The following is a 23,757-nucleotide window of genomic DNA, read 5'->3' as shown; positions in this document are numbered from 1 at the left end:
TTCGGCGGGGCCTGAGCCGGACCACTCAGCCGGACCACTGGTAGACGGTTTCCGGACGCCCGGGCCCGCCGTAGCGCGGCTGTCCCGAGACCAGCCGGCGCGCTGTCAGGTATTCGAGATAGCGCCGCGTGGTCGGCGCGCTGACCCCGGCGCGGTCGGCGAGTTCGGCGGCGGTCAGCGGCGAGGCCGCCTTGAGGATCCCGACGAGCGCGGCCAGCGTGCTGTCCGACAGTCCCCTCGGCAGCTGTGCCGGACGCGGGGACCGCAGCCCGTCGAGCATCCGGTCCAGCTCGTCCTGCTGCAGCGCGCCGGAGTTGGCGTCGGCGGACTCGGTGGCGCGGCGGAACTCGGCGTAGGCCTCCAGACGGCCCCGGAACGTCGCGAACTGGAACGGTTTGATCAGGTACTGCACGATCCCCAGCGACACCGCCGCCCGGACCGTCGCCAGATCCCGCGCCGAGGTCACCGCGATCACGTCGGTCGCCTCGCCCCGGGCGCGCAGCGTGCGGCACAGATCGATCCCGGTCATGTCCGGCAGATACACGTCCAGCAGCACCAGGTCCACGTCCCGCGCCGCCAGCACCCGCAACGCGTCGGCGCCGGTCCGCGCGACGTCCGCGACCTCGAAGCCGGGAACCCGCTCCACGTAGACCCGATGCGCTTCGGCGAGCACCGGATCGTCTTCCACCACCAGAGTGCGGATCACCGGCCGGCCCTCCTGGGAATGCTGACGTCGAACACCGCGCCGCCGCCGTCCGCCTCGGACACCGCGGCCTTCCCGCCGTGCCGCTTCACGATCTGCGCCACCAGCGCGAGCCCCAGCCCGCGCCCCGCCTCGGCCTTCGTGGTGAATCCGCGCACGAACACCTCCTCGCGCCGCTCCGGTGCGATGCCCGGACCGTTGTCGGCGACCCGGATACTCAGCCCAGAGGCGTCGTCGGACAGCTCGATCCAGACCTGTTTCGGCGCGCCGCTCCAGGTCTCCCCGTTACCCCCGGCGCCGCCGACCGCCTCCAGCGCGTTGTCGATCAGGTTGCCGATCAGCGTCACCGCGTCGGTCACCGGCAGCGGCAGGTCGCGCACCGCGGTCACCTCTCCGACGCCCAGCTCGATGCCGCGCTCCCGGGCCTGCGCGACCTTCCCGAGCACCAGCGCGGCCAGCACCGGTTCCTCGACCGCGGTCAGCAGCCGGTCCACCAGCTGCTGCTGGGCCGCCAGCTCGCCGGTCGCGAAGCGCACCGCTTCGGCGGCCCGGTCCAGCTCGATCAGCGTCACCACGGTGTGCAGCCGGTTCGCCGCCTCGTGGTTGGAGGCGCGCAGCGCTTCGGCGAAGCCCTGCACCGAGGCCAGCTCGTCGGTGAGCGCTTGCAGTTCGGTGCGGTCCCGCAGCGTCACCACGGTGCCCAGATCGCGGCCGGCGCGCCGGGCCGTGGACTGGTTGACGGTCACCACCCGGTTGTCGGTGAGATGGATGCCGTCGGCCACGTCGGCGCCGCCGGCCAGCACCGCGCCGAGCGAGCCGTCCACGCCGAGTTCGGCCGGGGTCCGCCCCGTCCGCGCGGCCGGCAGGTCCAGCAGCCGCACCGCCTCGTCGTTGGCCAGGATCAGCTTGCCTTCCGGGTCCAGCAGCAGCAGGCCTTCGCGCATCGCGTGCATCACCGCGTCGTGGTGCTCGTAGAGCTCGGCCAGCGCGACCGGGCCCAGGCCCCGGGTCTGCCGCCGCACCCGGCGGCCGACCGCGTACGCCCCGAGCACCGCCAACCCGAGCGCCGCCACCGAGATCCCGATGACCAGCGGCAGCTGCTGCCCGAACAGCGAGCTGAGCCGGTGCTGAGTGATGCCGACCGAGACCAGCCCGATGATCCGGCCGCCGTCCTGCGGATCGCGGATCGGCACCACTGAGCGCACCGACGGGCCCAGCGAGCCCCGGTAGTTCTCGGTGAACGCCTTGCCGGCCACCGCCGGCGCTATGTGCCCGACGAACGTCTTGCCGATCAGCGCCGGGTTCGGATGCGTGAAGCGGATGCCCGCGGTGGTCATCACCACCACGAAGTCGACGCCGGCCTGCTGCTCCAGCGCGGTGGTCTCGGGCAGGAGCGGGACGGTCGGATCCTTGCCGCGCAGCGCGGCGACCGTGGACGGCGCGCCGGCCACCGCCTCGGCGGTGGACAGGACCTGCCGCCGCGCGGCGGCGTGCTCGGTGGCCTGCGCCTGCAGGACCGCCGCCGCCGATCCGGCCACGGTCAGCAGCAGCACCAGGACGCACTGCATGAGCAGGACCTGGGTGGCGATGCTGAACCGGCTTCGGAGGTGGCGCATGCCCCGCAGTGTCCATGACGAACGGGTTTCGGCAAAGACGGACGCTGCGATGGGCGCCGGGTGGCGGTGAGCTGTGGTTCCGGCTGCCGTGGTCCGCCCGCGGTTCCTGTGCGCGTAATGCGCGTAACCGTGAAGGTGATCTGTGACCTGCCCCACAGTGAACGGCGACCGACAGCCGTAAAGGCCTCTTACCCAACCGTTCCAGGGGAGCGTCCCATGTCCGAAACCTCATCGCCGCCGCCGGCGCCGCGCGCGGCGACGCCGGCTCCGGCGCGCAGCCGCTGGTACCGCCAGCTCTACTTCTGGGTGCTGGTCGGCATCGCCGCCGGCATCGCGCTCGGCGCCGCCGCCCCCGGTGTCGCCACCCAGCTGCAGCCGCTCGGCGACAGCTTCGTGAACCTGATCCGGATGGTCATCACCCCGGTGGTGTTCGTCACCGTGGTGACCGGGATCGCCGGGGTCGGCAAGCTGCGCGAGGTGGGCCGCGTCGGCGTCAGGTCCCTGATCTACTTCGAGGTGCTCTCCACGGTCGCGCTGGCGATCGGGCTGCTGGTGATGGACGTGCTGCGGCCCGGCGCCGGGGTGCACGCCAAGGTGCCCAAGGCCACCGGCACGGCGGCGCAGTACATCAAGACCGGCCAGACCCAGAGCGCCTGGCACTACCTGACCGACATGGTGCCCAACAGCATCGTCGGCGCGTTCAGCACCGGCAGCGTGCTGCAGGTGCTGGTGATCGCGGTGCTGGTGGCGGTGTCGATCAAGCTGGTCGGCGAGCCGGCGGTACCGGTGGCCCGCGGCATCGAGGTCGTCGGCAAGGTGCTCTTCCAGGTGCTGCGGATCGTCATGTACGCCGCTCCCGTCGGCGCGTTCGGCGCGATGTCCTTCACCGTCGGCAAGTACGGCCTGCACACGCTGACCAGCCTGGGCAAGCTGATAGCGGTGTTCTACGGGACCTCGGCGCTGTTCGTGCTGGTGGTCCTCGGCGCCGTCGCGGCCACTCAGGGCGTGAACATCCTCAAGCTGGTCCGCTACATCGCACCGGAGTTGCTGGTCGTGCTCGGCACGTCCTCCAGCGAGACCGTGCTGCCGCGGATCATGGACAAGATGGAGCAGGCCGGCGTGCGCCGCGACGTGGTCGGCCTGACCGTGCCGGCCGGGTACTCGTTCAACCTGGACGGCACGTGCATCTACCTGACACTCGGCTCGCTGTACGTGGCGCAGGCCCTTGACGTGCACCTGTCCTTCGCTCAGCAGGTCTCGATCCTCGGCGTGCTGCTGCTGACGTCCAAGGGCGCGGCCGGCGTCACCGGCAGCGGGTTCATCGTGCTGGCCGCGACCCTGTCCACGGTCGGCACCATCCCGGTCGCCGGGATCATGCTGATCTTCGGCATCGACAAGTTCATGAGCGAGTGCAGAGCCCTGACAAACCTGTGCGGAACGGCCGTCGGCACCATCGTCATCGCCGGCTGGGAGGACGCCTTGGACCGCGAACAGCTCTCCGCCCAGCTCAACGGGGGTGGGGAGGGCTCCCCGGAACCGGTTACAAGCGGCGTCGCAATCCCGGCATAACCGGACAGAGTTTCCAGGAAACCGCTGGTGAGGGCGTTGGTGACGGTTGCCAAGCGCGCGCTCGTGCTGGCAGTCTCTGGGGTGTTCACACGGGGCTGGGAAGCGAAACCGCTGTCCGGCTGGTGCGGGAGGTGCTCGCGGTCGCGAGCGCTCAGACTTGGGGAGGGTTTCACATGGCCGGTGGGCTTAATGTCACTTACGCCGACATGCACGACGCGGCGGGCAAGCTGTCGGGCTACGAGCAGCAGACGCAGGACACGCTGAAGCAGGCGCAGGCTCTGGTTCAGAACCTGATCCACTCGGGCTTCGTCACCGACTCGGCCTCGAAGGCCTTCGATGACGCGTACTCGCGCTTCACCTCGAGCGCGCAGCAGCTGATGGCCAGCATGAACGACATGGGCAGCTACCTGAACAGCGCGGCCCAGACGATGCAGGAGACGGACCAGAAGCTGGCCCAGGGCCTCGGCGGCTAGTACGTCGTCGGCGACCGGCCCGCGCAGCGGGCTGAGTGCCGAAAAGGGCTCCATCCCTGAAGGGATGGAGCCCTTTCGTGTTCTGCGAATGCCGGAGTCGGCATCGCGGGAAGTCAGCGGCCGGCGCGCAGGCTCTGCGTGTACCCGGTGCACGCCGCGTAGTCCGGCAGCAGTCCGCTGTCCCTCGCCTCCGCCAGCGACGGCGACTTCTCGTCCCGCTCCGACAGGTGCGGCACCTCGGCCGGCCAGTCGATGCCGAGTTCGGCGTCCAGCGGGTAGACGCCGTGCTCGTGGCCCGGGTTGTAGGTGGCCGAGCACAGGTATGTCAGGGTCGCGTCATCGGTCAGCGCACAGAAGCCGTGGCCCAGGCCCTCGGCGATGTACACCGCCTTGCGGGTGTCCTCGTCCAGGCGGACGCCCTGCCACTGGCCGAAGGTCGGGGAGCCGACGCGGATGTCGGCGATGACGTCCAGGACCGCGCCGCGGGTGCAGGTGACGTACTTCGCCTGTCCCGGCGGGACGTCGGCGAAGTGGATGCCGCGCACCACGCCGGCGGCGGACACCGACAGGTTGCCCTGCCGCAGATCCAGGGGGTGGCCGACGGCCTCGGCCAGGAGGTCGAAGCGGTACCACTCGGTGAACAGGCCGCGGGGGTCGCCGTGCAGCCGGGGCGTGATCTCCCAGGCTCCGTCGATCGACAGGGGCGCGATGTCCATGCGGGAGGAATCCTCGTTCTCAGTAGGGGGACGCGGGGTCAGAGCGCGGGGTCGAGGAGGTGCTGGAGGTATTCGCCATAGCCGCTCTTGCACAACGGCTCGGCGAGTTCGGCCAGCTGCGCGTCGGTGATGAAACCGGAGCGCCACGCCACTTCCTCGACGCAGCCGACCTTGTAGCCCTGCCGCTGCTCTATGACGCGGACGTATTCGGCGGCCTGCACCAGGGAGTCGAAGGTCCCGGTGTCCAGCCACGCTGTGCCGCGCTCCAGAACCTGCACCTGCAGCTCGCCGCGGTTCAGGTATTCGACGTTGACGCCGGTGATCTCCAGCTCGCCGCGCGCGCTCGGGGTGAGGTTCTTGGCGATGTCCACGACCTGGTTGTCGTAGAAGTACAGACCGGGGATGGCGAAGCGGGACTTGGGCTTGTCCGGCTTCTCCTCGATCGAGACGGCGCGGCCGGCTTCGTCGAACTCCACCACGCCGTACTCGCGCGGGTTCGCGACCTGGTAGGCGAAGACCACGCCGCCGGCCGGGGAATTGAGGGTGCGCAGCTGGCGGCCCAGCCCGACGCCGTGGAAGATGTTGTCGCCGAGCACCAGCGCCACGGACTCGTCGGCGATGAACTCCTCGCCGAGGATGAAGGCCTGAGCCAGCCCGTCGGGGCGTTCCTGCGCCACGTAAGTGAGGTCCAGACCCCACTGCGACCCGTCGCCGAGCAGGCGCTGGAACTGCACCTGGTCCTCGGGCGTGGTGATGACGAGGATCTCGTAGATGCCGGCCATCACCAACGTCGACAGCGGGTAGTAGATCATCGGCTTGTCGAAGACCGGCATGAGCTGTTTGGACACGCCTTTGGTGATCGGCCACAGCCGTGAGCCGGTCCCGCCGGCCAGGATGATGCCACGCATGCGTGAAGTTTAACCAGCACTGTGCCGCGTCGTCGGTTCGGCCACCTGCGGGAAGTGCGATGAGGCGGGGGCCGGTAGCATCGCGCAGGTGAGGATTCTAGTTACCGGCGGTGCCGGGTTCATCGGCTCTGAGTATGTACGCCAGCTCCTGTCCCGGCCGGGTGCGCCCGATTCCGTGACGGTGCTCGACGCGCTGACCTATTCGGGGGTCGAGGCGAATCTCGAACCGGTCCGCGACAATCCGGGCTTCGCCTTCCGGCGCGGCGACATCCGGGACGCGGAGGTCGTCGACGCGGTGATGCCGGGGCACGACGCCGTCGTGCACTTCGCCGCCGAATCCCATGTGGACCGCTCGATTCTGGGCGCCGGTCCCTTCGTGACCACGAACGTCGTCGGCACGCAGGTGCTGCTGGACGCCGCGCGCAAGCACGGCGTGGGCCGCTTCGTGCACGTCTCCACCGACGAGGTCTACGGCTCCATCGACGAGGGCTCCTGGACCGAGGAGTGGCCGCTGGCGCCGAACTCCGCCTACTCGGCGTCCAAGGCGGGCTCGGACCTGCTGGTGCTGTCCTACCACCGCACGCACAAGATGGACGTGGTCGTCACCCGCTGCTCCAACAACTACGGGTACTACCAGTTCCCGGAGAAGATGATCCCGCGCTCGGTGACCAACCTGATCGACGGCGGGATGGTCGACCTGTACGGCGACGGCGCCAACATCCGCGACTGGCTGCACGTCTCCGACCACTGCCGCGGCATCGACCTGGCGCTGCGCCAGGGCCGGGCCGGCGAGGTCTACAACATCGGCGGCGGCACCGAGCTGACCAACAAGGAGCTGGTGCAGCTGATGCTGGACGGCACCGGCAAGGACTGGTCCTCGGTGCGCACGGTCGAGGACCGCAAGGGCCACGACCGCCGCTACTCGCTGTCGATCGACAAGATCCAGCGGGAGCTCGGCTACGAGCCGCGGGTGCGCTTCGAGGACGGCATGGGCCAGACCATCGATTGGTACAAGAACAACCGCTCGTGGTGGGAGCCGCTGAAGGCGAAGGCGGCTTTGGAGAGCGCGGCCGGGGCGGCCGGAAGCGGGAGCGCCGAGAAGTGACCCGGCCGATCGTGATCGTTCCGGGGCGCGAGGCGCCGCGCCGGTGGCTGGTCACCGGCGCCGGCGGGATGCTCGGGACTGATCTCGTGGCGCTGCTGAAGGCCGAGCCGGCCGCGCAGGTCACCGCGCTGACCCGGGCCGAGCTGGACGTCACCGACGCCTCGGCGGTGGCCGCCGCGGTCGCCGGGCACGACATCGTGGTGAACGCCGCGGCCTGGACCGACGTCGACGGCGCCGAGACCCACGAGGCGCAGGCCACCGCGGTCAACGGCGGCGGTGTCAGCAGCCTGGCCTCGGCGTGCGCGGCCACCGGCGCGCGCTTGCTGACGGTGTCGACCGACTACGTCTTCGACGGCAAGGGCGAGGCGCCCTACGGCGAATACGCGGCGACCGACCCGATCAACGCCTACGGCCGCTCGAAGCTGGTCGGCGAGCGGGCCGTGCTCGCGGTGCTGCCCGAGACCGGCTACGTGGTCCGCACGGCGTGGCTCTACGGCGCGCACGGCCCGAACTTCGTCCGCACGATGCTGCGGCTGGCCGGCGAGCGGGAGACCCTGGACGTGGTCGACGACCAGATCGGGCAGCCGACCTGGACCGGCGCGCTGGCCGGGCAGCTGATCGCGCTGGCGCAGGCCTCCCAGGCGCCGGCCGGCATCTACCACGGCACCGCGTCCGGGCAGACCTCCTGGTTCGGGCTGGCGCGCGCGGCCTTCGAGGAGGCCGGACTGGACCCGGAGCGGGTCCGCCCGACGACCTCGGACAAGTTCGTGCGGCCCGCCGAGCGCCCGAAGTACAGCGTGCTCGGGCACGATCGCTGGGCCGAGGCCGGACTCCCGGAGCTCGGGGACTGGCGCGGGATGCTCGCGGCCAGCGGTGTGGCGACCGCGGGGCAGGTCGGCTGAGGGTGGCGCGGTCTGCGGTGGGCTGCGGTGGGCTGCGGTGGTCCGAGGCGGGATGCTCGCGGCCAGCGGTGTGGCGACCGCGGGGCAGGTCGGCTGAGGGCGGCGCGGTCCGCGGTGGGCTGAGGTGGTCTGAGGCGGGATGCTTGCGGCCAGCGGTGTGGCGACCGCGGGGCAGGTCGGCTGAGGGCGGCGCGGTCTGCGGTGGGCTGCGGCGGTATGAGGCGGGATGCTTGCGGCCAGCGGTGTGGCGACTGCGGGACGGATTGGCTGAGGGCGGCGCGGTCTGCGGCGGTCCGCGGTGGGCTGCGGTGGGCTGAGGCGCGTTCGAGGCGCGTTCGACCATCCGGGCGACCGGGGACCGGGCATCCGGCATCATCGGTCAGATAGTCGGACATAACGACCCCATGACCGACATGTATGACGGGGACGCCCGCGGGCCCGACCGCGGCGACGTCGACTACCCGCTCCGGATGCTCGGGCAGGCCGCCTGGCAGGCACTGATGGTGCTGGGGCTGGCGGCGATCGCCATCGGCGTGTGCGTCGTGGTCTGGCCCGACCGGACGCTGCTGGTGCTCGGTGTGCTGTTCGGGATCTACCTGCTGATCAGCGGGGTCATGGAGATCATCGCCGCGTTCGGCGAGCACGTCAGCGCGGGCATGCGCGTGCTGAACGTGATCGTCGGCGCGCTGTCCATCCTGCTGGGCCTGTTCTGCTTCCGGAACTCGCTGCACAACTCCGTGCTGCTGCTCAGCCTGTGGATCGGCATCGGCTTCCTGATGTGGGGCATCGCCACCATCGCGACCGCCGCCTCGGCTCCGTCGGGGGTGGTGGGCCGCGGCTGGGCCTTCTTCGCCGGCTTCGTGACGATGCTCGGCGGGATCATCGTCATCTCCTGGCCGATCGGGTCCATCGTCACCCTCGCGGTCTTCACCGGGATCTGGCTGATCGCCGTCGGCCTGATCGAAGTGATCCACGCGTTCACGTTGCGGAGCAAGGTGAAACACGTCGCAGGCGGCGCGGGCAGGCACGCGACCGTCTAGCCGGCGGCCCTCAGCGGCGTGCGTCAGCTCCGCGCCGTACCGCCGGATGCTCGGCCCCCGCTGGGAGATAGCGGGGGTCGACGCGTTCCCGCAGCCCGTCGCGGAAGCCGCGCAGCAGCGCCGGGACGTGGGTGCGGCGCTGGGGCTCGAACAGCAGCGTGGTGGTGAAGCGCTGCGCCATGAAGATCAGGGTGGAGGCCAGGGCGCGCGGCCGGCTCTCGAAGTGGCCGCGGTGCAGGATCGAGACGTTGCGCCCGATCCAGTACAGCCGGAACGCGGGGTAGTGGCTGTAGTGCACGGTCCGCCCGAACTTCGTGTGCACCTCGCAGGCGCCGATCTCGTGCGGCAGCCGCAGCCGCCAGTCGATGACGATGCGCCACCCGGCCCGCCGGACGTCCAGGCAGAAGGCGACGTCGACCCAGTCCAGGAACATGTCCTCGTTGAACGGCACCTTCTCCAGCACCTCGCGCCGTACCAGCATCCCGGAGGTGATGACCGCCTCCTCGTCGGACACAGAATCGTTCCGCTTAGCATCCGAGCAGTAGTACCGCTGGTGCTTCGGATCCCACGGACTCGGCGCGGCGATCCCGACGCCGGCGTCGGCGAGATCGGCGACCAGGCCGGGCACGATCTCCGGCGGCAGCTCGGAATCCTGGTCCAGGAAGAGGACGGCCTCGCACGTCCCCGGCAGCTCGCGCACCGCGAGGTTGAGCGCGGCGCCGAGCCCGACGTTGCGACCGTGGTCGATGACCGTCACCCGCGGCCCGGCCAGCGCCGGAGCGGTGGAGGCGGGAGCCCCGCCGCCGGTGCCGGCGGGGGTGTTGTCCACGATGATGACCGAGGTGCAGTCACGCAGCGCCGCCTCGACCGCGGCGGCCAGCCGCTCGTCGGGATGGTAGGCGGTGAAGACGGCGGTGACGCGCAGGTCGACCATCGCGGGGAACCCACCTTTCAGTAACGGAATCTACAAGCGTATATTGTGCCGATTGGCATCGACTACCATCGAATATCGTGTCCTCTCCCAGTGCCGAGCGCCCGCGCGTGATGCGCTCCGTGCTGAGCCGCTTGACCACGCCCGGTCCGCTGTTGGCGCTCGGGCTCGGGGTGACGACGGTCGCCGCGTCGCTGTGGTTCGCGACCGCCAACCGTGCATTGACCAGCCATTCCGCGGTCACTCTGTATTCCTTCTACTTCCTGGTCGGGACCATCGGCACCGGTGTGCTCGCGGGCCTGGAGCAGGAGATGACCCGCACGGTCGCCCGCACCCACGCCGCCGGACGTCCGGTCGGAGCGGCGGTCAGGGGACAGCTGCGGCAGGCCGCCGGACTGGCGGTGCTGACAGTCCTGATCCTGAGCGCCGCCTCGCCGTTGCTGGTCTCGCACTGGTTCGCCGGGGACTGGACGCTGGCGCTGGCGCTGCTCGCTGGACTCGCCGCGACCTGGGCCTCGTTCCTGGTGCGCGGGGTGCTGGCCGGCTGCCAGGACTTCCGGTACTACAGCCTCACGCTGGTGGTTCAGGGTGTGGCGACGATCGCGCCGAGCGTGGTCCTCGCCCTGGCCGGACCCGGGCACATGCTCGGGTACGCCTTGATCTTCGCGCTCGCGCCGCTGGTCGCCGCGGTCAGCGGGCTCGCGTCGCCGGCTCTGCGGCGGTCGTGGCGGGCCACGGGTACGGCGGCCGACATCCCGGCCGGTGCGGCGGCGCTCTCCGAGGAGAGCATCGCCGCCGGTGACGGCGCCGGAGCCCAGCCGACCTCGGCGACCCCTGACACCCCGGGTGCCCCGGTCGCCGCCGACACCGGTGAGGAATCCGGCGAGGAACCCGGCGGCAGCCCGCGCGAGAAGCTGCTCCTGCTCACCCTGGCGACTCTGGTCAGCCAGCTCCTGATCAACGCGGTGCCGTTGGTCATCGCGCACCGGCTCGCCGGCGGCGACGCGCACAGCGTGGACCTGGGCAAGTCGCTGAGCTCGTCGATGGGGTTCTCGCGGCTGGCGTTGCTGTGCTTGTTCCCGCTTCAGGCACCGCTGCTTCCGCTGTTGGCCGCCGCGGCGGTGCGCGGCGATTTCCGCGAGGTCCGGCGCAAGACCGGCTTCCTGGTCACGGCTTGTCTGGTCGCGGGCGCGCTGGGCGTCGTCGCGGTCGTGGCGGCGGGTCCGTGGCTGCTGACGGATTATCTGCACGCTCCGGCGCAGCTGTCGCACCTCTTCCTCTCAGCCCTCGCGCTGAGTACCGCGTTCCTGATGACCGCCTTCGTCCTGCAGTCCGCGCAGGTCGCGCTGAACCGGCACCGCGTGGTGTTCGCCTCGTGGCTGGCCGGGCTGGCGGCGATGGCGTTGGTCTTCGCGCTGCCGGTGTCGCCGTTGGCGGCCGCCGGGTGGGCGGGGATCCTGGGACCGCTCGTGGTGACCCTGATCGCGGGCGCCGATGTGATGTTCGTGACGCGGGCGCAGCCGACGGTGACCGCGTCCGCCGACGGCGCGGCCGACGCGGTTCCGGTGCCGGTCGCGGAGGCGGCGGCGGGGGAGTCCCGGAGTACCGGGCAGGCCGCGCCTGTCGCGGAAGGAGTGCGCCGATGAGCGCGATGCCCTGGCGCGGCGGCTCGCGGCGCCCCCTTCCCGGAAGGGGACCGGATAGACTGCCCGGGTTCACCCATCGGGATCAGCCGATTACCGGCGCGCCGGGGCGCGGCGTTGCGCGCCATCACTCCGGAATGCGCAATCACTCCGGGAGTGGATCCGCATGAAGCTGGCCATAATGACCGGTGTCGTGGCGCTCCTGCTGCTGGCACTGATTTTCGAGCTGCTCCGCCGCCGCCAACTGCGCGAGAAATACGCCGTGCTGTGGCTGGTGGTCGGGCTTGTCACGCTGCCCCTGGGCTTCATCCCGTGGTCCCTGGACAACGTCTCCAGCTGGCTGGGCGTGGCCAGCGGCGCGAGCCTGGTGCTGTTCCTGGCCGTGGTGTTCCTGCTGATCGTGTGCATCCACTTGAGCTGGGAGGCCTCCCGCCTGGAGGACGAGACCCGCTCGCTGGCCGAGGAGGTCGCGCTCATCCGCGCCGAACTGCGCGAGGTGAACGACCGGCAGGCCGAGCTGGAAGCCGAGGTCGCGGACGTCCGGGCGGCACGGGCCAACGGCGCCAACGGCGCGAACGGTGCCAACGGGCACACCGTCGGGATCGTGACCCAAAGGGACGGGAAGGCGGTCGTCGGTGAACGCTGACAAACGCGTCCTCATCATCATTCCGGCCTGGAACGAGGCCGGCTCGATAGCCGACGTCATCGCCGAGGTCCGCGGCGAGCTGCCGGACTACGACGTCCTGGTGGTCAACGACGGCTCCACCGACGACACCGAGCGCGTGGCCCTGGCCTCCGGCGCCAAGGTCGTCTCGCTGCCGTACAACCTCGGCGTCGGCGGCGCCATGCGCCTGGGCTACCGCTACGCCGACGAGAACGACTACGACATCGCCGTCCAGCTCGACGCCGACGGCCAGCACGACCCGCGCTACGTCCCGAAGCTCATCGCCGGACTCGGCGAGGCGCGCCTGGTCCTCGGCGCGCGCTTCGCCGGCGAGGGCGACTACCAGGTGCGCGGACCGCGCTGGTGGGCGATGAGCCTGCTGTCCCGGGTCCTGTCCCGGATGGCGAAGACCAGGCTGGACGACACCACCTCCGGCTTCCGCGCCTGCGACCGCGAGATCATCAGGCTCTTCGCGCAGTGGTACCCGGTCGAGTACTTGGGCGACACCGTGGAGACCCTGGTGCGCGTCATCCGCCTGGGATACCCGGTCAGCCAGGTCCCGGTCGCGATGCGGCAGCGCACCGCCGGGACGCCCAGCAACTCCCCGATCAAGGCGGCGGTGTATCTGGGGCGCGCGCTGATCACCCTGCTGCTGGCGGTCAACCGCCGATGACCGCTGTGCCGACCATCGCCGGACTCATCCCGAACCACGAGGCCTGAGACGCATCCATGACGACCCTCGACATCATGCTGCCGTACTACGGCGACGTGGCCCTGATGCAGACCGCGGTGCGGAGCGTCATCGCGCAGTCCGACCCGGACTGGCGGCTGACGGTCGTCGACGACGGCACGGAGCCCGGCGTCCCGGAATGGTTCGCGGCGCTGGACGATCCGCGCGTGCGCTACCAGCGCAACGAGCAGAACCTCGGCGTCACCGGCAACTTCAACAAGTGCCTGGAGCTCGCGAAGTGCGACTACATGGTGATGATGGGCACTGACGACGTCATGCTCCCCGGCTACGTCGCGCAGATCCGCCGCATCGCCAAGGAGTTCCCCGGCGTCGGCATCATCCAGCCCGGCGTGGAGGTCATCGACAGCGCCGGACGCGTCGTGAACACCATCGCCGACCAGGCCAAGGCGCGTATCTACCTGCCGCGCTTCACCGGCACGGTCCTGATGGGCGGCGAGGAGCTGGCCGCGAGCCTATTGCGCGGCTGCTGGTTCTACTTCCCGTCGCTGTGCTGGCGCACCGAGGCGATCAAGAAGGCCAGCTTCCGCGCCGACCTGGACATCATCCAGGACCTGGCGATCGTCATCGACCTCATCGAGGCCGGCGCGACCATGGCGCTGTCCGACGAACTGGCCTTCCAGTACCGGCGGCACGAGGCGAGCGTCAGCTCCGTGGAGGCGATGGCCGGCAAGCGCTTCGCCGAGGCGCGCCGCTACTTCGTCGGCGCCGCCGCGCAGATGGACGCCCTCGGATGGCCGAAGGCGGCGAAGGCGGCCCGGCGGTACACCGCGTCGCGGCTGCACGCCGTGACGCTGCTGCCCTCGGCGCTGAAGGCACGCTCGGCGCCCGGCGTGCGGAACCTGGCCCGGCACGCTTTCCTGCCCGCACCGAAGCGATGACGCTGCCGGCACCGGCAGTCCGAGGGGACGAGAAGTGAGAATCGCCGCCGTAGTGACGGCCTACCACCCGGACGAGCGGCTGCTCGCGGTGGTCGACTCCGTCCAGGAGTCCTGCGCCGAGATCGTGGTCGTCGACAACACCCCCGAAGGCGCCACGTCCGTCGCGGACAAGATCGAGGACACCGCGACGATCACGGTCCTGCGCTCCGGCGTGAACCGCGGGCTGTCCCACGCCCTGAACCTCGGCGTCTCGCGCCTGTCGTCGGCCGTCGAGGCGGTTATCTTCCTGGACCAGGACTCGGTCCTGGCGCCCGACGTGGTCCCGCGCCTGGCGGAGCACTTCAAGGACCCCGGCATCGGCGTCGCGACCCCCGCCCCCTGGGACCCGGTCCACGAGCGCTTCTACGAGACCTTCTCCGGCCGCCACGAAGACGTCGCCGACCGCGCCATCTCCATCACCTCCGGCATGCTCATCCGCCGTGACCTGCTGGCCCGCGTCGGGGAGTTCCGCGAGGACTTCTTCGTCGACTACGCAGACCTCGAGTACTCCCTGCGCGTCCGCCGCACCGGCGCGCGCATCGTCCAGGACAAGCGTCTGAAGCTCCCGCACTCCATCGGCGAACGCCGCACCCACGCCTTCTTCGGCCTGCGCGTCCCGGTGACGCACAAGGCCGCCTGGCGCGACTACTGGCAGCTTCGCAATGGCCTGATCACTGTGCGGGAGCAGGGCCGCTTCTCCCCAGCTTGGGCCGTGACGGCGGTGCTGTACCTGGGGCGCGCGGCGGTCCAGGCAGTGCTGTTCGAGGACGATCGGCGCGCCCACGCGGGCGCGGTGGCGCGCGGGCTGCGGGACGGGATGACGCAGAAGTACAGCTTGCAGTACCTGCCGAAGGGCGCGGAGCTGACGGTGGATCCCGAGCGCGGGCGGCGGCAGGGCTGACCCGTCGGCTCAACCCTGTCGGCTATGAATACTTCTGAGATCCCCTTACGCGGAACACATAGAGCTTCGCGTCTCCGACCAGCCCGTACGTCTTGTAATGCTGGACCGAGATCAGCGACCACCCGGGCGCCGTGCGAGGCGAGGGCGACACCACGTAGCGCGGGGGAACGTCCGGCAGATAGCGCAGCACACTGAAGTAATCGGTGCTGATCGCGGGGTCCGCGTGGTCGGTCATCGCCGCCGGGGAGTGGGAGCCGTCCCAGACCAGGCCGGCTTCGACGTGCTCGGCGCCGACGTGGCCGGCAGCCGCGACGCGGCCCGCGGTGCGCCACACGGCCATGTCGAACGTGAAGGCGTTGACGGTCAGCGTCATGCCGGTGACGGCGACCAGGCCGGCCGCGACCGCGATGGGTGCGATCCGTGCGATCCGTGCGATCCGTGCGATCCGTGCGATCCGGTGCGGAGTGCGCGACGCGTCCGGCGACGCAACCGGTCCGGTCAGAAGCAGCGCCAGCGCCGGGATCGCCATGGGGATCAGATAGCGGTCGTAGATGTCGGCGCCGCCGCCGATCTCCATCAGCGTGCCCAGGACGGTCGCGACGGCGAACAGCAGCAGTTCCGGCCGCATGCCCAGGCTCCAGCCGTGGGTGCGTACGCGCTCTGCCACCGAGCCGACCAGCAGCGCCGCCGAGACATAGGCGACGTAGGACAACAGCGTCCACCACTCGGTGCCGAGCAGGACCGGCCGGCCGGCGGCGGTGGCCGCGGAGTAGGCGCCGTCGCGGTTGGCGTAGTTGCCGAGGAAGGCGCCCTGGTCCTGGGCGACCAGCACGGCGGCGACGGCGGTCACCGCGGCGGCCGTCCAGCCGGGCCGGGACCAGCGGCGCGGGCGGACCACGGCGAAGACCGCCGGGCTCAGCGCGAGCGCGACGATCAGCAGGGCCTGGACCATCTCGACCGACACGAGTTCGGAGGTCACGGTGCGGACCGTAAAGTCCGGCGCGCCGCCGCTGGGGACCTTGCGGCGCCAGGCCTCGAACAAGCCGATCGCGGCCAGGAGCAGCGCTCCCAGGCCCAGGATGTGCCGGATCCGGAAGGCGGGGAAGCGGTCGGCGCGGAACCAGGCCCGGAACAGCGCGACCGCGAGGATCGCGGCCGGGGCGGCCATGACCTGTTCGCGGACCGTCGCGCCCCACAGGCCGACCGCGCAGGCGGCGGCGAGCCACGGCAGCGAGAGGCGGTCCAGCGCGCGGCGGCCGAAGGCCAGGGTCGCGGCGATCGCGGTGAAGGCGGGGATGTCGGTCATGAAGGACGTCGACAGGAGCGCGAAGCCCGGCCACAGCGCCACCAGGAGCGTGCCGAGCGCGGCGCGGCGGCGGCCCTGCGGGCCCAGGACCCCGAGCAGCACGTCGTGGCAGGCGAGCAGTCCCGCGACCGCCAGCACGGCGATGAACACCGACTGCGCGGTCACAGACGCCCCGACCGGCGCGGCCAGCACCACCAGGCCGGCCAGGCCCATCATGTTCCAGTTGTACATCCGGACGTGCCCGGTGTGGACGAAGTCCTCGGCGGAGCGGCCGAAGGCCCAGGTGTCGTTGTGCGGGATGCCCAGGTTGCCGCTGAGGGCGGCGTAGGCGAGCGGCACGAGGACGCCGAGCAGGAGGGCCGCGCCGAGCGGGACGAGCCAGGGAGCCGAGCGTTTAGCGGTCCCGGTACCGCCGTCCTCGGAGAGTGCCGGCGCGCGCGTTTCGTGCGCGACTTCTGTCGCCAAGGCCGCTGCCCCCGTTTCCTCACCTTGGGTCCACACACCTGGGTATCGACGTCCGAGGCTGCCTCAGCGCCATTGGAGCCCGACGGGCCCCACTACGATGAGACGATGCCGACGATCGCCGCGGTGGCCACCGCCTTCCATCCCGACGAGCGCCTCACAGCCGTCGTGGAGGCGGCCTTGAAGAGCTGCGCGCGAGTGGTCGTGGTGGACAATACGCCCGGCGACGGTCCGTTCCTCGCCGACACGCTGCGCGACCGCGAAGGCGTCACCGTTCTGCGCGACGGCAAGAACCGCGGCCTCGCCGGAGCCCTGAACACCGGCGTGGACACCCTCCTGGCCGGCCAGAGCGCCCAGCCGGACCTGCTCCTCTTCCTCGACCAGGACTCGGTCCTCGGCGAAGACCTGGTCCTGGCCCTCGCGCAGCACCTCACCGACCCGGCCGTCGGCATCGCGGCGCCCGCGGCATGGGACGAGGACCAGCAGCGCTACTACGAGCCGGGCACGGAAAAGGGCCCGGACGTCGCGGACCGGGACACGGTCATCACCTCCGGCATGCTGGTCCGTCGCGAGGTGCTCGCCGAGGTCGGACGCTTCCGCACCGAGTTCTTCGTCGACCACGTCGACAACGACTTCTGCCTCCGCGTCCGAGCCGCCGGCTACCGCGTCCTGCGCGACAAGCGTCAGAAGCTGGCCCACAGCCTCGGGCAACGGAACCAGCACAAGCTGCCGGGGGTGTCGGTGTCATCCTCACGCCACCCGACCTGGCGGCTGTACTGGATCGCCCGCAACGGCACGGTCCTGATGCGCGAGCACCGCAAGGACGCCCCGGCATGGACCCGCACCACCGCGGCGTACCTGGTCTGGTGGTTCGCCCTGCGCACAGCGATCGAGGCACCGCGCGGACCGCGCGCGATGGCGATGCTGCGCGGCTTCCGGGACGGGGCGCGGGGACGGACGTCGCGGCGGTATCTGCCGCCTGGCGCGGAGCTCTGAGCGGGAAGCTCAGGAGGCTGACGCGACAGCCGAACCGCGATCTTCGGTCGTGTTGGACGCGGCAGCGGTGCTTGAGCCGTTCGCGCTCGAGCCGTTCGTACTCGAGCCGTTCGTACTCGAGCCGTTCGCGCTCTCTGCGGCGGGCTTGCCCGCTCCCGTGCCGTTCACGTGATGCTTCGTGCCATTCGCGCCATTGGCGTGTCCGTTGACGCCTGCCGGGGCGGGGACCGTGACCACCGTCCGGTCCGGCAGCAGCGTCTCGTCGCCCGGCGTACCGCCGGGCGTCCCGCCGCCGCCGAGTACCGCAGACTCCGGATACGGCGCCCAGCTCTTCAGCACCAGCAGTGCGGCCAGCGCGGCGCCGACCAGGTACAGCAGCACCACTCCGGCGATCGTCCCCGGCGGGGTCCACGCCGGGTGCAGGGACAGCAGCGGGCCGCGGGTGCCGACGGCGTAGCGGCGCAGGGTTGTGTAGAACATGAGGAAGCCGAGGACCAGCGTGGATGCCGTGACGGCCAGTGGCAGGCGGGTCGTGGCCTTGTGCAGCCACTCGCGGCGTGGCTCGCGCTTGGCCACTATCGCCGCGGCCAGCAGGGGGAGGCCGGCGGCGACCGCCAGCAGGTAGCGGCCCTGCCAGATGTAGTTGAGGCTGGCCGCCTGGCGGCCCTGGGCCAGGACCGGGATGAAGATCACCGAGCCGGCCAGGACCACGAGTGCTGCCACGTCGCGCAGTTTGCCGGCCGCCGCGGCGGCGGCGAGCAGCGCCAGGACGGGCAGGAACCACAGCTCGGCCAGGTGGTAGGGCGCGCGGACGTCGAGCCAGCCGAAGAAGCCGACCATCTGGCGCAGGTACTCCACGCTCATGCCGAAGGTGTGCTTGGCGGCGACCATGAAGGTCAGGTTCGGGTAGGTGGTGCCGGTGCCGGTGCCCAGGACGTTGAACTTCGCGGTCCAGGCGATGGAGCCGACGCCGACCACGCCGACCACGGCGGTCCACAGCCAGACCGCGGGGCGCCGCAGGACCGCGCGCAGGGCGCCGCTCTGGCCGGCCAGGGCGGCGCAGACGATGATCACCAGGGCCCACGCCGGGCCGAGTTGGCGGACCGACACCAGGGCGATGGTCGCCACGCCGGCGCGGGTGAGCAGGCGCGGGACCAGTTCGGGGCGGGGGTCCGTCAGGAGGCTGAGGATCGCGGTCCACAGCAGGATCGCCGAGGTGGCTTCGAGCGAGTTCGGGTTCACCGCGCCGTTCAGGAACAGCACCATCGGGGTCGCGGCGGCCAGGACCGCGGCCATCGGGTAGCGCCGGCGCCGGCTCCACTGGAAGGCGGTGACCATGGCGCTGGCCAGCATCGCCGAGCTGAGGGCGGCGGAGACCAGGCGCATGCCGTACATGCCGAGCGGGCCGTCGGACAGCAGGCTCGGCCAGCCGACCGCCAGGTAGTACAGGGGGTTGTTGGAGCCGGCGGTGGTACCGGCCAGGGCCGTGCCGGGCAGCGCGGTCAGGTTCCGGGCGCAGGAGGCCGGGACGTGCGCGACGTTGAAGTAGCACTCGTGCAGGTTCGTCAGGAACGAGTACGCGGTCGGCAGGCGGTAGCCGGTCATCGGGACGCGGTTGGTGATCGGGCCGTTGTGCGTGATGACGGTGATCGGCGTGCCGTGCAGCTGGGCGCGGACCGTGGCCGCGGCCTTCACCATGTGCCAGGGCTCGTCCGGGACGGAGGTCAGCGGGGAGGCCAGGGCCCAGGCGGCGGAGAGGGCGAAGAAGGCGAGGAACGCGGTGAGCCAGACGCGGCGCGGGCTCCAGGTTCCGGGCGAGAGGCCCGCGGCCAACCGATGCCGCATCCGTCGTACTCCTTCGGTCCGTGTTCCGCCCCGCAACGGAACCGGCTCCCCCGCTGGCCCTGGGCGTCCATCCATGCTAGCGACCCGTCCACGAATCGGACGTCGGTGCTTAGGAAATCCTTATATACCGTTCACGGATTGTGACTGTTTCGACGTCCGATATTGGCCCGGAGCGGGCCGCGCGGAGTACGAACGTGAGCAACACCACGATTCCGGCCACCGCGAGGAGCGCTGCCGGGACCCCGGAACCCGGCGGCGTCCACGCCCCGGAGAAGGGGTTCACCGACGAGGTCTGCCCGAACAGGAAGACCAGGTTCGGGTGCCGGCCGTGGAAGGCGTGCTGGAACCGGATCATGGTGATCCACAGCGCGACGCCCTGGGTCGGGATCAGGATCCAGGCCGCCCAGCGCGTCAGCGACACCTGCCGGGGGACCGCCACCAGACCGCGGTCGGCGAGCACGTAGCCGGCCAGGATCGGCGCGCCGACCAGCATCGGCAGCGCGTACCGGCCCTGGGAGAACCAGAAGTCGGTGCTCGCGGCCCGCAGGTCGGCGGCGATCAGGAACAGGTAGCTGCCGCCCACGATCGCCGCCAGCTGAAGCAGCACGCGCACGCCACCCCGGCGCGCGGCCGTGACCAGGACTGCCCCGACCGCGGCGAACCAGGCCAAGACCAGCGGCAGCGGGATCGCGACGTCGCCGAACGAGGTCAGCCCGACCAGGCCGTTGGTATAGAACGGGACCCGGTGTGTCAGCTCCTTCACCAGCAGCTCCACGCCGTGCGGCGTCGCCGCGGTGGACTGCCCGCCGGTGGGCAGGTTGCTCTGCGTCGACAGCAGTATCCAGGCGGCGCCGACCACCGTGGCGACCACCACCAGCGCCGACCAGATCTGGACCGACCGCCTGCGGGCCAGTTCGCGCAGCCGTTCCTTCCCGGCGGTGAACGCGACCACCACCAGGGCGGCCACGAGCCAGCCGATACCCAGCTCCCGCAGGACCGCCAACGCGCCGGCGGACACGCCGAACAGCGCGAGCGTCCACTTCGAGTCGTCCCGGGCCAGCAGGATCGCGATCAGCGAGGTCCACACCGCGACCGCGGCGGCGATCTCCGGCCCGGCCGGGTTCACCGCGCCGGTGAGGTTCACCGCGACTGGTGTCACCGCCAGCAGCACCCCGCCGAGGACCAGCGGGCCGCGCCCGCGCGCCAGCCGGGTCGCGACTCCCACCGCGCCGCCGAGCAGCACGCTGGTCAGCAGGCAGGTCAGCAGCCGGGCGGCGATGATGCCGGAGTAGTTCGGGAAGAGCTTGATCGGCCAGCCGGCCACGGCGTAGTAGATCGGGTCGTAGTTCGCCGCGCCGCTGCTGGTGACCACCATCTTGTGCTCGTCGCCGGGCGCGGGGGAGGCCACGCAGGCCGCGGTGACGTCCAGCTTCCAGCGCATGCAGGACTGCGCGTCCTGGTCGGCGATGCCGGTGGGCACCAGGCTCTGGGGCACGGTGATGTGCGCGTCGGCGCGGGCGCCGATCTGCCCGTCCAGGACGCCGTAGGCGCGCACGACGTGACGGAACTCATCCGGCGAACCGTCGTACGGCATCGCCACAGACCAGGCGGAGCCGAGCAGGAAGAAGCCGACGAACGCCAGCAGGAACGCCTTCGTCCCCGCCGAGCGCGGTGTCAGGCGCAGGCCGGTACGGGACGGGGCGGAAGGCATCCCGCCAGTTTAGGGCTGTTCATCGTACGGATCGACCCACCGGACGTTGAAACCGGTGACAATCAGTGGTCTGGTGCGGGTGACCAGGCTCACACGCGGCTGGCGGCTTGAGCCTCGGCGGACGGCGCCCCAGCCGGTGCCGCGGTCGGTGTCACAGCGGGTGTCGTAGCCGATACAGCGTTGGGTGCGTCGGAGTCCGCCGACTCGCCTTCCGCGCCCTCGAACCGCTCGCCTCGCAGACCCCTGAGGCTGAAAGCCATCACCAGGACGACCCCGGCCGGACCGACCAGCGACGCCGCGACCGCCGCCGAGACCGCGTCGCCGGGCCAGACGACCGCCACGACCATCGCGACCGAGCCGATCGCCCACGCGATCGGCACCTGGCGCTGCCGTCCCAGCCCGATCAGCGTCGGCTGCAGGACGCCGACCGTCATCAGCCCGGCGGTCCCGATCGCCATCAAAGCCAGCGACAACGCCGAGATGCCGGTCGCGTTGAAGTACGTCTTGAGCGCCCACGGGCCCAGCACCCCGATGCCCGCCGCGGCCAGCGCCCCGAGTCCCAGCATGGCGAACGAGCCGGTGCGCACGGTGGTGCGCACGGTCCGCAGATCGCCCGTCGTCCCGGCGGCGGTCAGCCGCGGCAGCAGCAGCGCCGTCACCGGCCCGACCAGCAGCAGCGGGATGCGGGACAGGGTGGCGGCCTGGACGAAGGCGGTGGCGGTGGCCGGATGCGCGCCGAGCCGCGAGCTCGCGCCGAGCGCCGGCAGGTTCGCGACCAGCTGGGTCAGCAGCGCCGCGCCGACCAGGAACAGCAGCCCGGCGGACAGCCAGGAGCGCAGACCCTTTTCGTGGTCGTCCGTGCTCGGCTCCTCGGCGGGTGCCTGGTGGGCCGGCGCACGGACACCGTCCGCCGCTTGAGCACGCTGCTGCGCGAACCGCGGCCGCAGCCAGAAGAACCAGCCGACCCCGGCGGACAGGAACAGCCCGCAGGCGTAGACCAGGCAGTACAGGAAGCCGGACCCGGCGCCGAGCGCCGCGATCGCGATCAGCGGGACGATGCGCGACATGCCCTCGGCGACCAGCGCCGCGGCGTACCCGCCGAACAGCTGCTGCCCGCCGAGCAGTCCGCGCACGAGGTAGGACACGGAGTAACTGACCGTCCCGATCAGCACCGTGGGGATCAGCGCCCACTGCTTGTGCAGCGGCCCGGCGACCAGGATCGGCGAGGCCGCGACCACGAACAGGCAGCAGACCGCGAGCAGCGCGGCCGTGTGCCGGACGGCGCGGCGCATCACCGGCGCCAGGTCGCCGCCGACCGCGGCCGCCTGGCTCAGCGAGCGGCTGGTCTCCTGCTCCAGCCCGGCGAAGACGCCCTGGCCGATGAGGTTCACCAGCACGTACATCGAGACCATCGCCGCGGCGGCGGTCTTGTCCTCGAGCCCGCCGGCCAGCAGCAGGAACAGGTAGCCGCCGACGGCGACCAGGAGAACCGAGGCCGTCATCATCGCCGAGGGGGACTTGGCGAGGCGGCGTATCGCGGTCAGCGTCATCGAGGAATCACCGGGGCGTCAGGTGGTGCGGGGCACGCGGGGGACGTGTCGATAGTGCCAGATCCGCCGAGGGCTTGAGGGCACCACGGCGGGACCGGCCGTTCTGTAGCATGCTTCGGGCACAGCACGTCGAGAAGGGTGGGCGCCATGGCCGGCAGCGACGCTGCGGTGATCGAATTCCTCGTTCCCTACTACGGGAGCCCGGAGTACCTGCACCAGACGATCGCGAGCATCAGGGCCCTGGAAGACACCGACTGGCGCCTGACCGTCGTCGAGGACGCCTACCCCGACGGGCTCGCCGTCGAGCGCTCCGTGCGCGCCCTCGAGGACGACCGGATCCGGTACCTGCGCAACGAGAAGAACCTCGGCAACAACGCCAACACCTACCGGTGCATCGAGCTCGCCGAGGGTGACTGGTTCGCCATGCCCGGCGCCGACGACCTGGTGAACCCGAACTACGGCCGGGCGGTCGCCGACCTGATCCGCCGCCACCCCGCCGCCGCGATGGTCCAGCCCGCGGTCGAGGTGATCGACGAGGCCGGCGCCCCGCACTTCCCGCTCCCGGACAAGATCAAGCGCCTGACCCGCCCCGGCACCGGCGAGGTGGTCCTGGCCGGCGACGCCGGCGCCGCGAGCCTGCTGCGCAGCAACTGGCTCTACACCCCGGCCTCCTGCTACCGGCGCGAGCACCTCCAGAAGGTGTCCTTCCGCGAAGGCATCGACGCCGCACACGACCTGGCCTTCATCGTGGACGTCATCATGGCCGGCGGCGAGGTCGTGGCCGGCTCCGAGGTCGCCTTCCGCTACCGCCGCCACGGCTCCAGCCACTCCAGCTCCTTCGCCCGCAGCGGCCGCCGCTTCGACCAGGAACGCAAGTACTTCGAGGACATCCAGGCCGAGCTGAACGCCCTGCAGTGGAAGTCCGCCGAGCGCGCGGCGCGACGGCGCCTGCTGTCCCGGCTCAACGCCCTGAGCCAACTCCCGGGCGCGGCGCTGGCTCGCGATAGCGGCGCGGCCAAGGCGATGCTGCGGCACGGGGTGCGGTAGC

Annotated in this window: 21 protein-coding genes; 12 read left to right on the top strand and 9 right to left on the bottom strand. The window is 71.2% G+C overall.

Annotated elements, in window-relative coordinates; translation table 11 throughout:
• Window positions 1-25: 25 nt before the first annotated feature.
• Both CACI_RS40515 and CACI_RS40510 read right to left on the bottom strand, forming a co-directional pair.
• On the bottom strand, window positions 26-706 hold the full coding sequence (locus CACI_RS40515) for a response regulator (RefSeq protein WP_015796747.1): 681 nt from the start codon (window positions 704-706) through the stop codon (window positions 26-28).
• A complete protein-coding gene (locus CACI_RS40510; RefSeq protein ID WP_015796746.1) occupies window positions 703-2,319 on the bottom strand; it encodes a sensor histidine kinase in 1,617 nt (538 codons plus the stop codon). Before CACI_RS40510 ends, CACI_RS40515 begins: the two co-directional genes overlap by 4 nt.
• A 216-nt stretch (window positions 2,320-2,535) precedes the next feature.
• On the opposite strand from CACI_RS40510, the gene dctA reads away from it, so the two are divergent.
• The gene (dctA, locus tag CACI_RS40505; protein WP_015796745.1) at window positions 2,536-3,888 is read left to right on the top strand and encodes a C4-dicarboxylate transporter DctA; all 1,353 of its coding nucleotides are present in this window, start codon (window positions 2,536-2,538) and stop codon (window positions 3,886-3,888) included.
• Window positions 3,889-4,061: 173 nt separating this feature from the next.
• Window positions 4,062-4,361: a WXG100 family type VII secretion target gene (locus tag CACI_RS40500; RefSeq protein ID WP_015796744.1), complete on the top strand. Its 300-nt coding sequence runs from the start codon at window positions 4,062-4,064 to the stop codon at window positions 4,359-4,361.
• Window positions 4,362-4,474: 113 nt separating this feature from the next.
• Here the strand turns inward: CACI_RS40500 and CACI_RS40495 are convergent, their stop codons facing one another.
• Window positions 4,475-5,077: a dTDP-4-dehydrorhamnose 3,5-epimerase family protein gene (locus tag CACI_RS40495; protein ID WP_015796743.1), complete on the bottom strand. Its 603-nt coding sequence runs from the start codon at window positions 5,075-5,077 to the stop codon at window positions 4,475-4,477.
• A gap of 38 nt (window positions 5,078-5,115) precedes the next feature.
• Window positions 5,116-5,985: a glucose-1-phosphate thymidylyltransferase RfbA gene (gene rfbA / locus CACI_RS40490; RefSeq protein WP_015796742.1), complete on the bottom strand. Its 870-nt coding sequence runs from the start codon at window positions 5,983-5,985 to the stop codon at window positions 5,116-5,118.
• 88 nt (window positions 5,986-6,073) lie between these two features.
• Here rfbA and rfbB point away from each other — a divergent pair, with 88 nt between their 5' ends.
• From rfbB to CACI_RS40475, 3 genes are all read left to right on the top strand, one after another.
• Complete coding sequence (gene rfbB, locus CACI_RS40485; protein WP_015796741.1) at window positions 6,074-7,090, top strand: dTDP-glucose 4,6-dehydratase; 1,017 nt, start codon at window positions 6,074-6,076, stop codon at window positions 7,088-7,090.
• On the top strand, window positions 7,087-7,992 hold the full coding sequence (gene rfbD, locus CACI_RS40480; RefSeq protein WP_015796740.1) for a dTDP-4-dehydrorhamnose reductase: 906 nt from the start codon (window positions 7,087-7,089) through the stop codon (window positions 7,990-7,992). Before rfbB ends, rfbD begins: the two co-directional genes overlap by 4 nt.
• A 404-nt stretch (window positions 7,993-8,396) precedes the next feature.
• On the top strand, window positions 8,397-9,032 hold the full coding sequence (locus tag CACI_RS40475) for an HdeD family acid-resistance protein (RefSeq protein WP_015796739.1): 636 nt from the start codon (window positions 8,397-8,399) through the stop codon (window positions 9,030-9,032).
• A gap of 10 nt (window positions 9,033-9,042) precedes the next feature.
• On the opposite strand, the gene CACI_RS40470 is transcribed toward CACI_RS40475, so the two are convergent.
• Window positions 9,043-9,966, bottom strand: coding sequence for a glycosyltransferase (locus CACI_RS40470; RefSeq protein ID WP_015796738.1), 924 nt, complete (start codon window positions 9,964-9,966; stop codon window positions 9,043-9,045).
• 77 nt (window positions 9,967-10,043) lie between these two features.
• Here CACI_RS40470 and CACI_RS40465 point away from each other — a divergent pair, with 77 nt between their 5' ends.
• The 5 genes from CACI_RS40465 to CACI_RS40445 all read left to right on the top strand — a co-directional run bounded on the left by CACI_RS40465 (window position 10,044) and on the right by CACI_RS40445 (window position 14,839).
• Window positions 10,044-11,609, top strand: coding sequence for a hypothetical protein (locus tag CACI_RS40465; RefSeq protein ID WP_143765591.1), 1,566 nt, complete (start codon window positions 10,044-10,046; stop codon window positions 11,607-11,609).
• 163 nt (window positions 11,610-11,772) lie between these two features.
• On the top strand, window positions 11,773-12,252 hold the full coding sequence (locus CACI_RS40460) for a DUF2304 domain-containing protein (RefSeq protein ID WP_015796736.1): 480 nt from the start codon (window positions 11,773-11,775) through the stop codon (window positions 12,250-12,252).
• Window positions 12,242-12,943 carry a glycosyltransferase family 2 protein gene (locus tag CACI_RS40455; protein WP_015796735.1) on the top strand — a complete coding sequence of 234 codons (702 nt, stop codon included), beginning with the start codon at window positions 12,242-12,244 and terminating at the stop codon, window positions 12,941-12,943. The genes CACI_RS40460 and CACI_RS40455 overlap by 11 nt, the downstream gene beginning before the upstream one ends.
• A 56-nt stretch (window positions 12,944-12,999) precedes the next feature.
• On the top strand, window positions 13,000-13,899 hold the full coding sequence (locus CACI_RS40450; protein WP_015796734.1) for a glycosyltransferase family 2 protein: 900 nt from the start codon (window positions 13,000-13,002) through the stop codon (window positions 13,897-13,899).
• Between the two features lie 34 nt (window positions 13,900-13,933).
• Entirely contained in the window at window positions 13,934-14,839 is a 906-nt protein-coding gene (locus tag CACI_RS40445; RefSeq protein WP_015796733.1) for a glycosyltransferase, read from the top strand.
• A 22-nt stretch (window positions 14,840-14,861) separates the two neighbouring features.
• On the opposite strand, the gene CACI_RS50690 is transcribed toward CACI_RS40445, so the two are convergent.
• A complete protein-coding gene (locus CACI_RS50690) occupies window positions 14,862-16,610 on the bottom strand; it encodes a hypothetical protein (protein WP_041540756.1) in 1,749 nt (582 codons plus the stop codon).
• Between the two features lie 105 nt (window positions 16,611-16,715).
• Between CACI_RS50690 and CACI_RS50685 the strand changes: the two genes are divergently transcribed.
• On the top strand, window positions 16,716-17,603 hold the full coding sequence (locus CACI_RS50685; RefSeq protein WP_015796731.1) for a glycosyltransferase: 888 nt from the start codon (window positions 16,716-16,718) through the stop codon (window positions 17,601-17,603).
• 9 nt (window positions 17,604-17,612) lie between these two features.
• Here CACI_RS50685 and CACI_RS40430 read toward each other — a convergent pair whose 3' ends face one another.
• The 3 genes from CACI_RS40430 to CACI_RS40420 form a co-directional block, all read right to left on the bottom strand.
• A complete protein-coding gene (locus CACI_RS40430) occupies window positions 17,613-19,448 on the bottom strand; it encodes a DUF2142 domain-containing protein (protein ID WP_015796730.1) in 1,836 nt (611 codons plus the stop codon).
• Between the two features lie 109 nt (window positions 19,449-19,557).
• The gene (locus CACI_RS40425) at window positions 19,558-21,159 is read right to left on the bottom strand and encodes a DUF2142 domain-containing protein (protein WP_015796729.1); all 1,602 of its coding nucleotides are present in this window, start codon (window positions 21,157-21,159) and stop codon (window positions 19,558-19,560) included.
• Between the two features lie 89 nt (window positions 21,160-21,248).
• A complete protein-coding gene (locus CACI_RS40420; protein ID WP_015796728.1) occupies window positions 21,249-22,709 on the bottom strand; it encodes a hypothetical protein in 1,461 nt (486 codons plus the stop codon).
• A 147-nt stretch (window positions 22,710-22,856) separates the two neighbouring features.
• On the opposite strand from CACI_RS40420, the gene CACI_RS40415 reads away from it, so the two are divergent.
• Window positions 22,857-23,756: a glycosyltransferase family 2 protein gene (locus CACI_RS40415; protein ID WP_015796727.1), complete on the top strand. Its 900-nt coding sequence runs from the start codon at window positions 22,857-22,859 to the stop codon at window positions 23,754-23,756.
• Window position 23,757 lies beyond the last annotated feature (1 nt).

The sequence above is a fragment of the Catenulispora acidiphila DSM 44928 genome (assembly GCF_000024025.1).
Lineage (GTDB): Bacteria > Actinomycetota > Actinomycetes > Streptomycetales > Catenulisporaceae > Catenulispora > Catenulispora acidiphila.
This window is presented reverse-complemented; position numbering and strand designations above follow the sequence as displayed.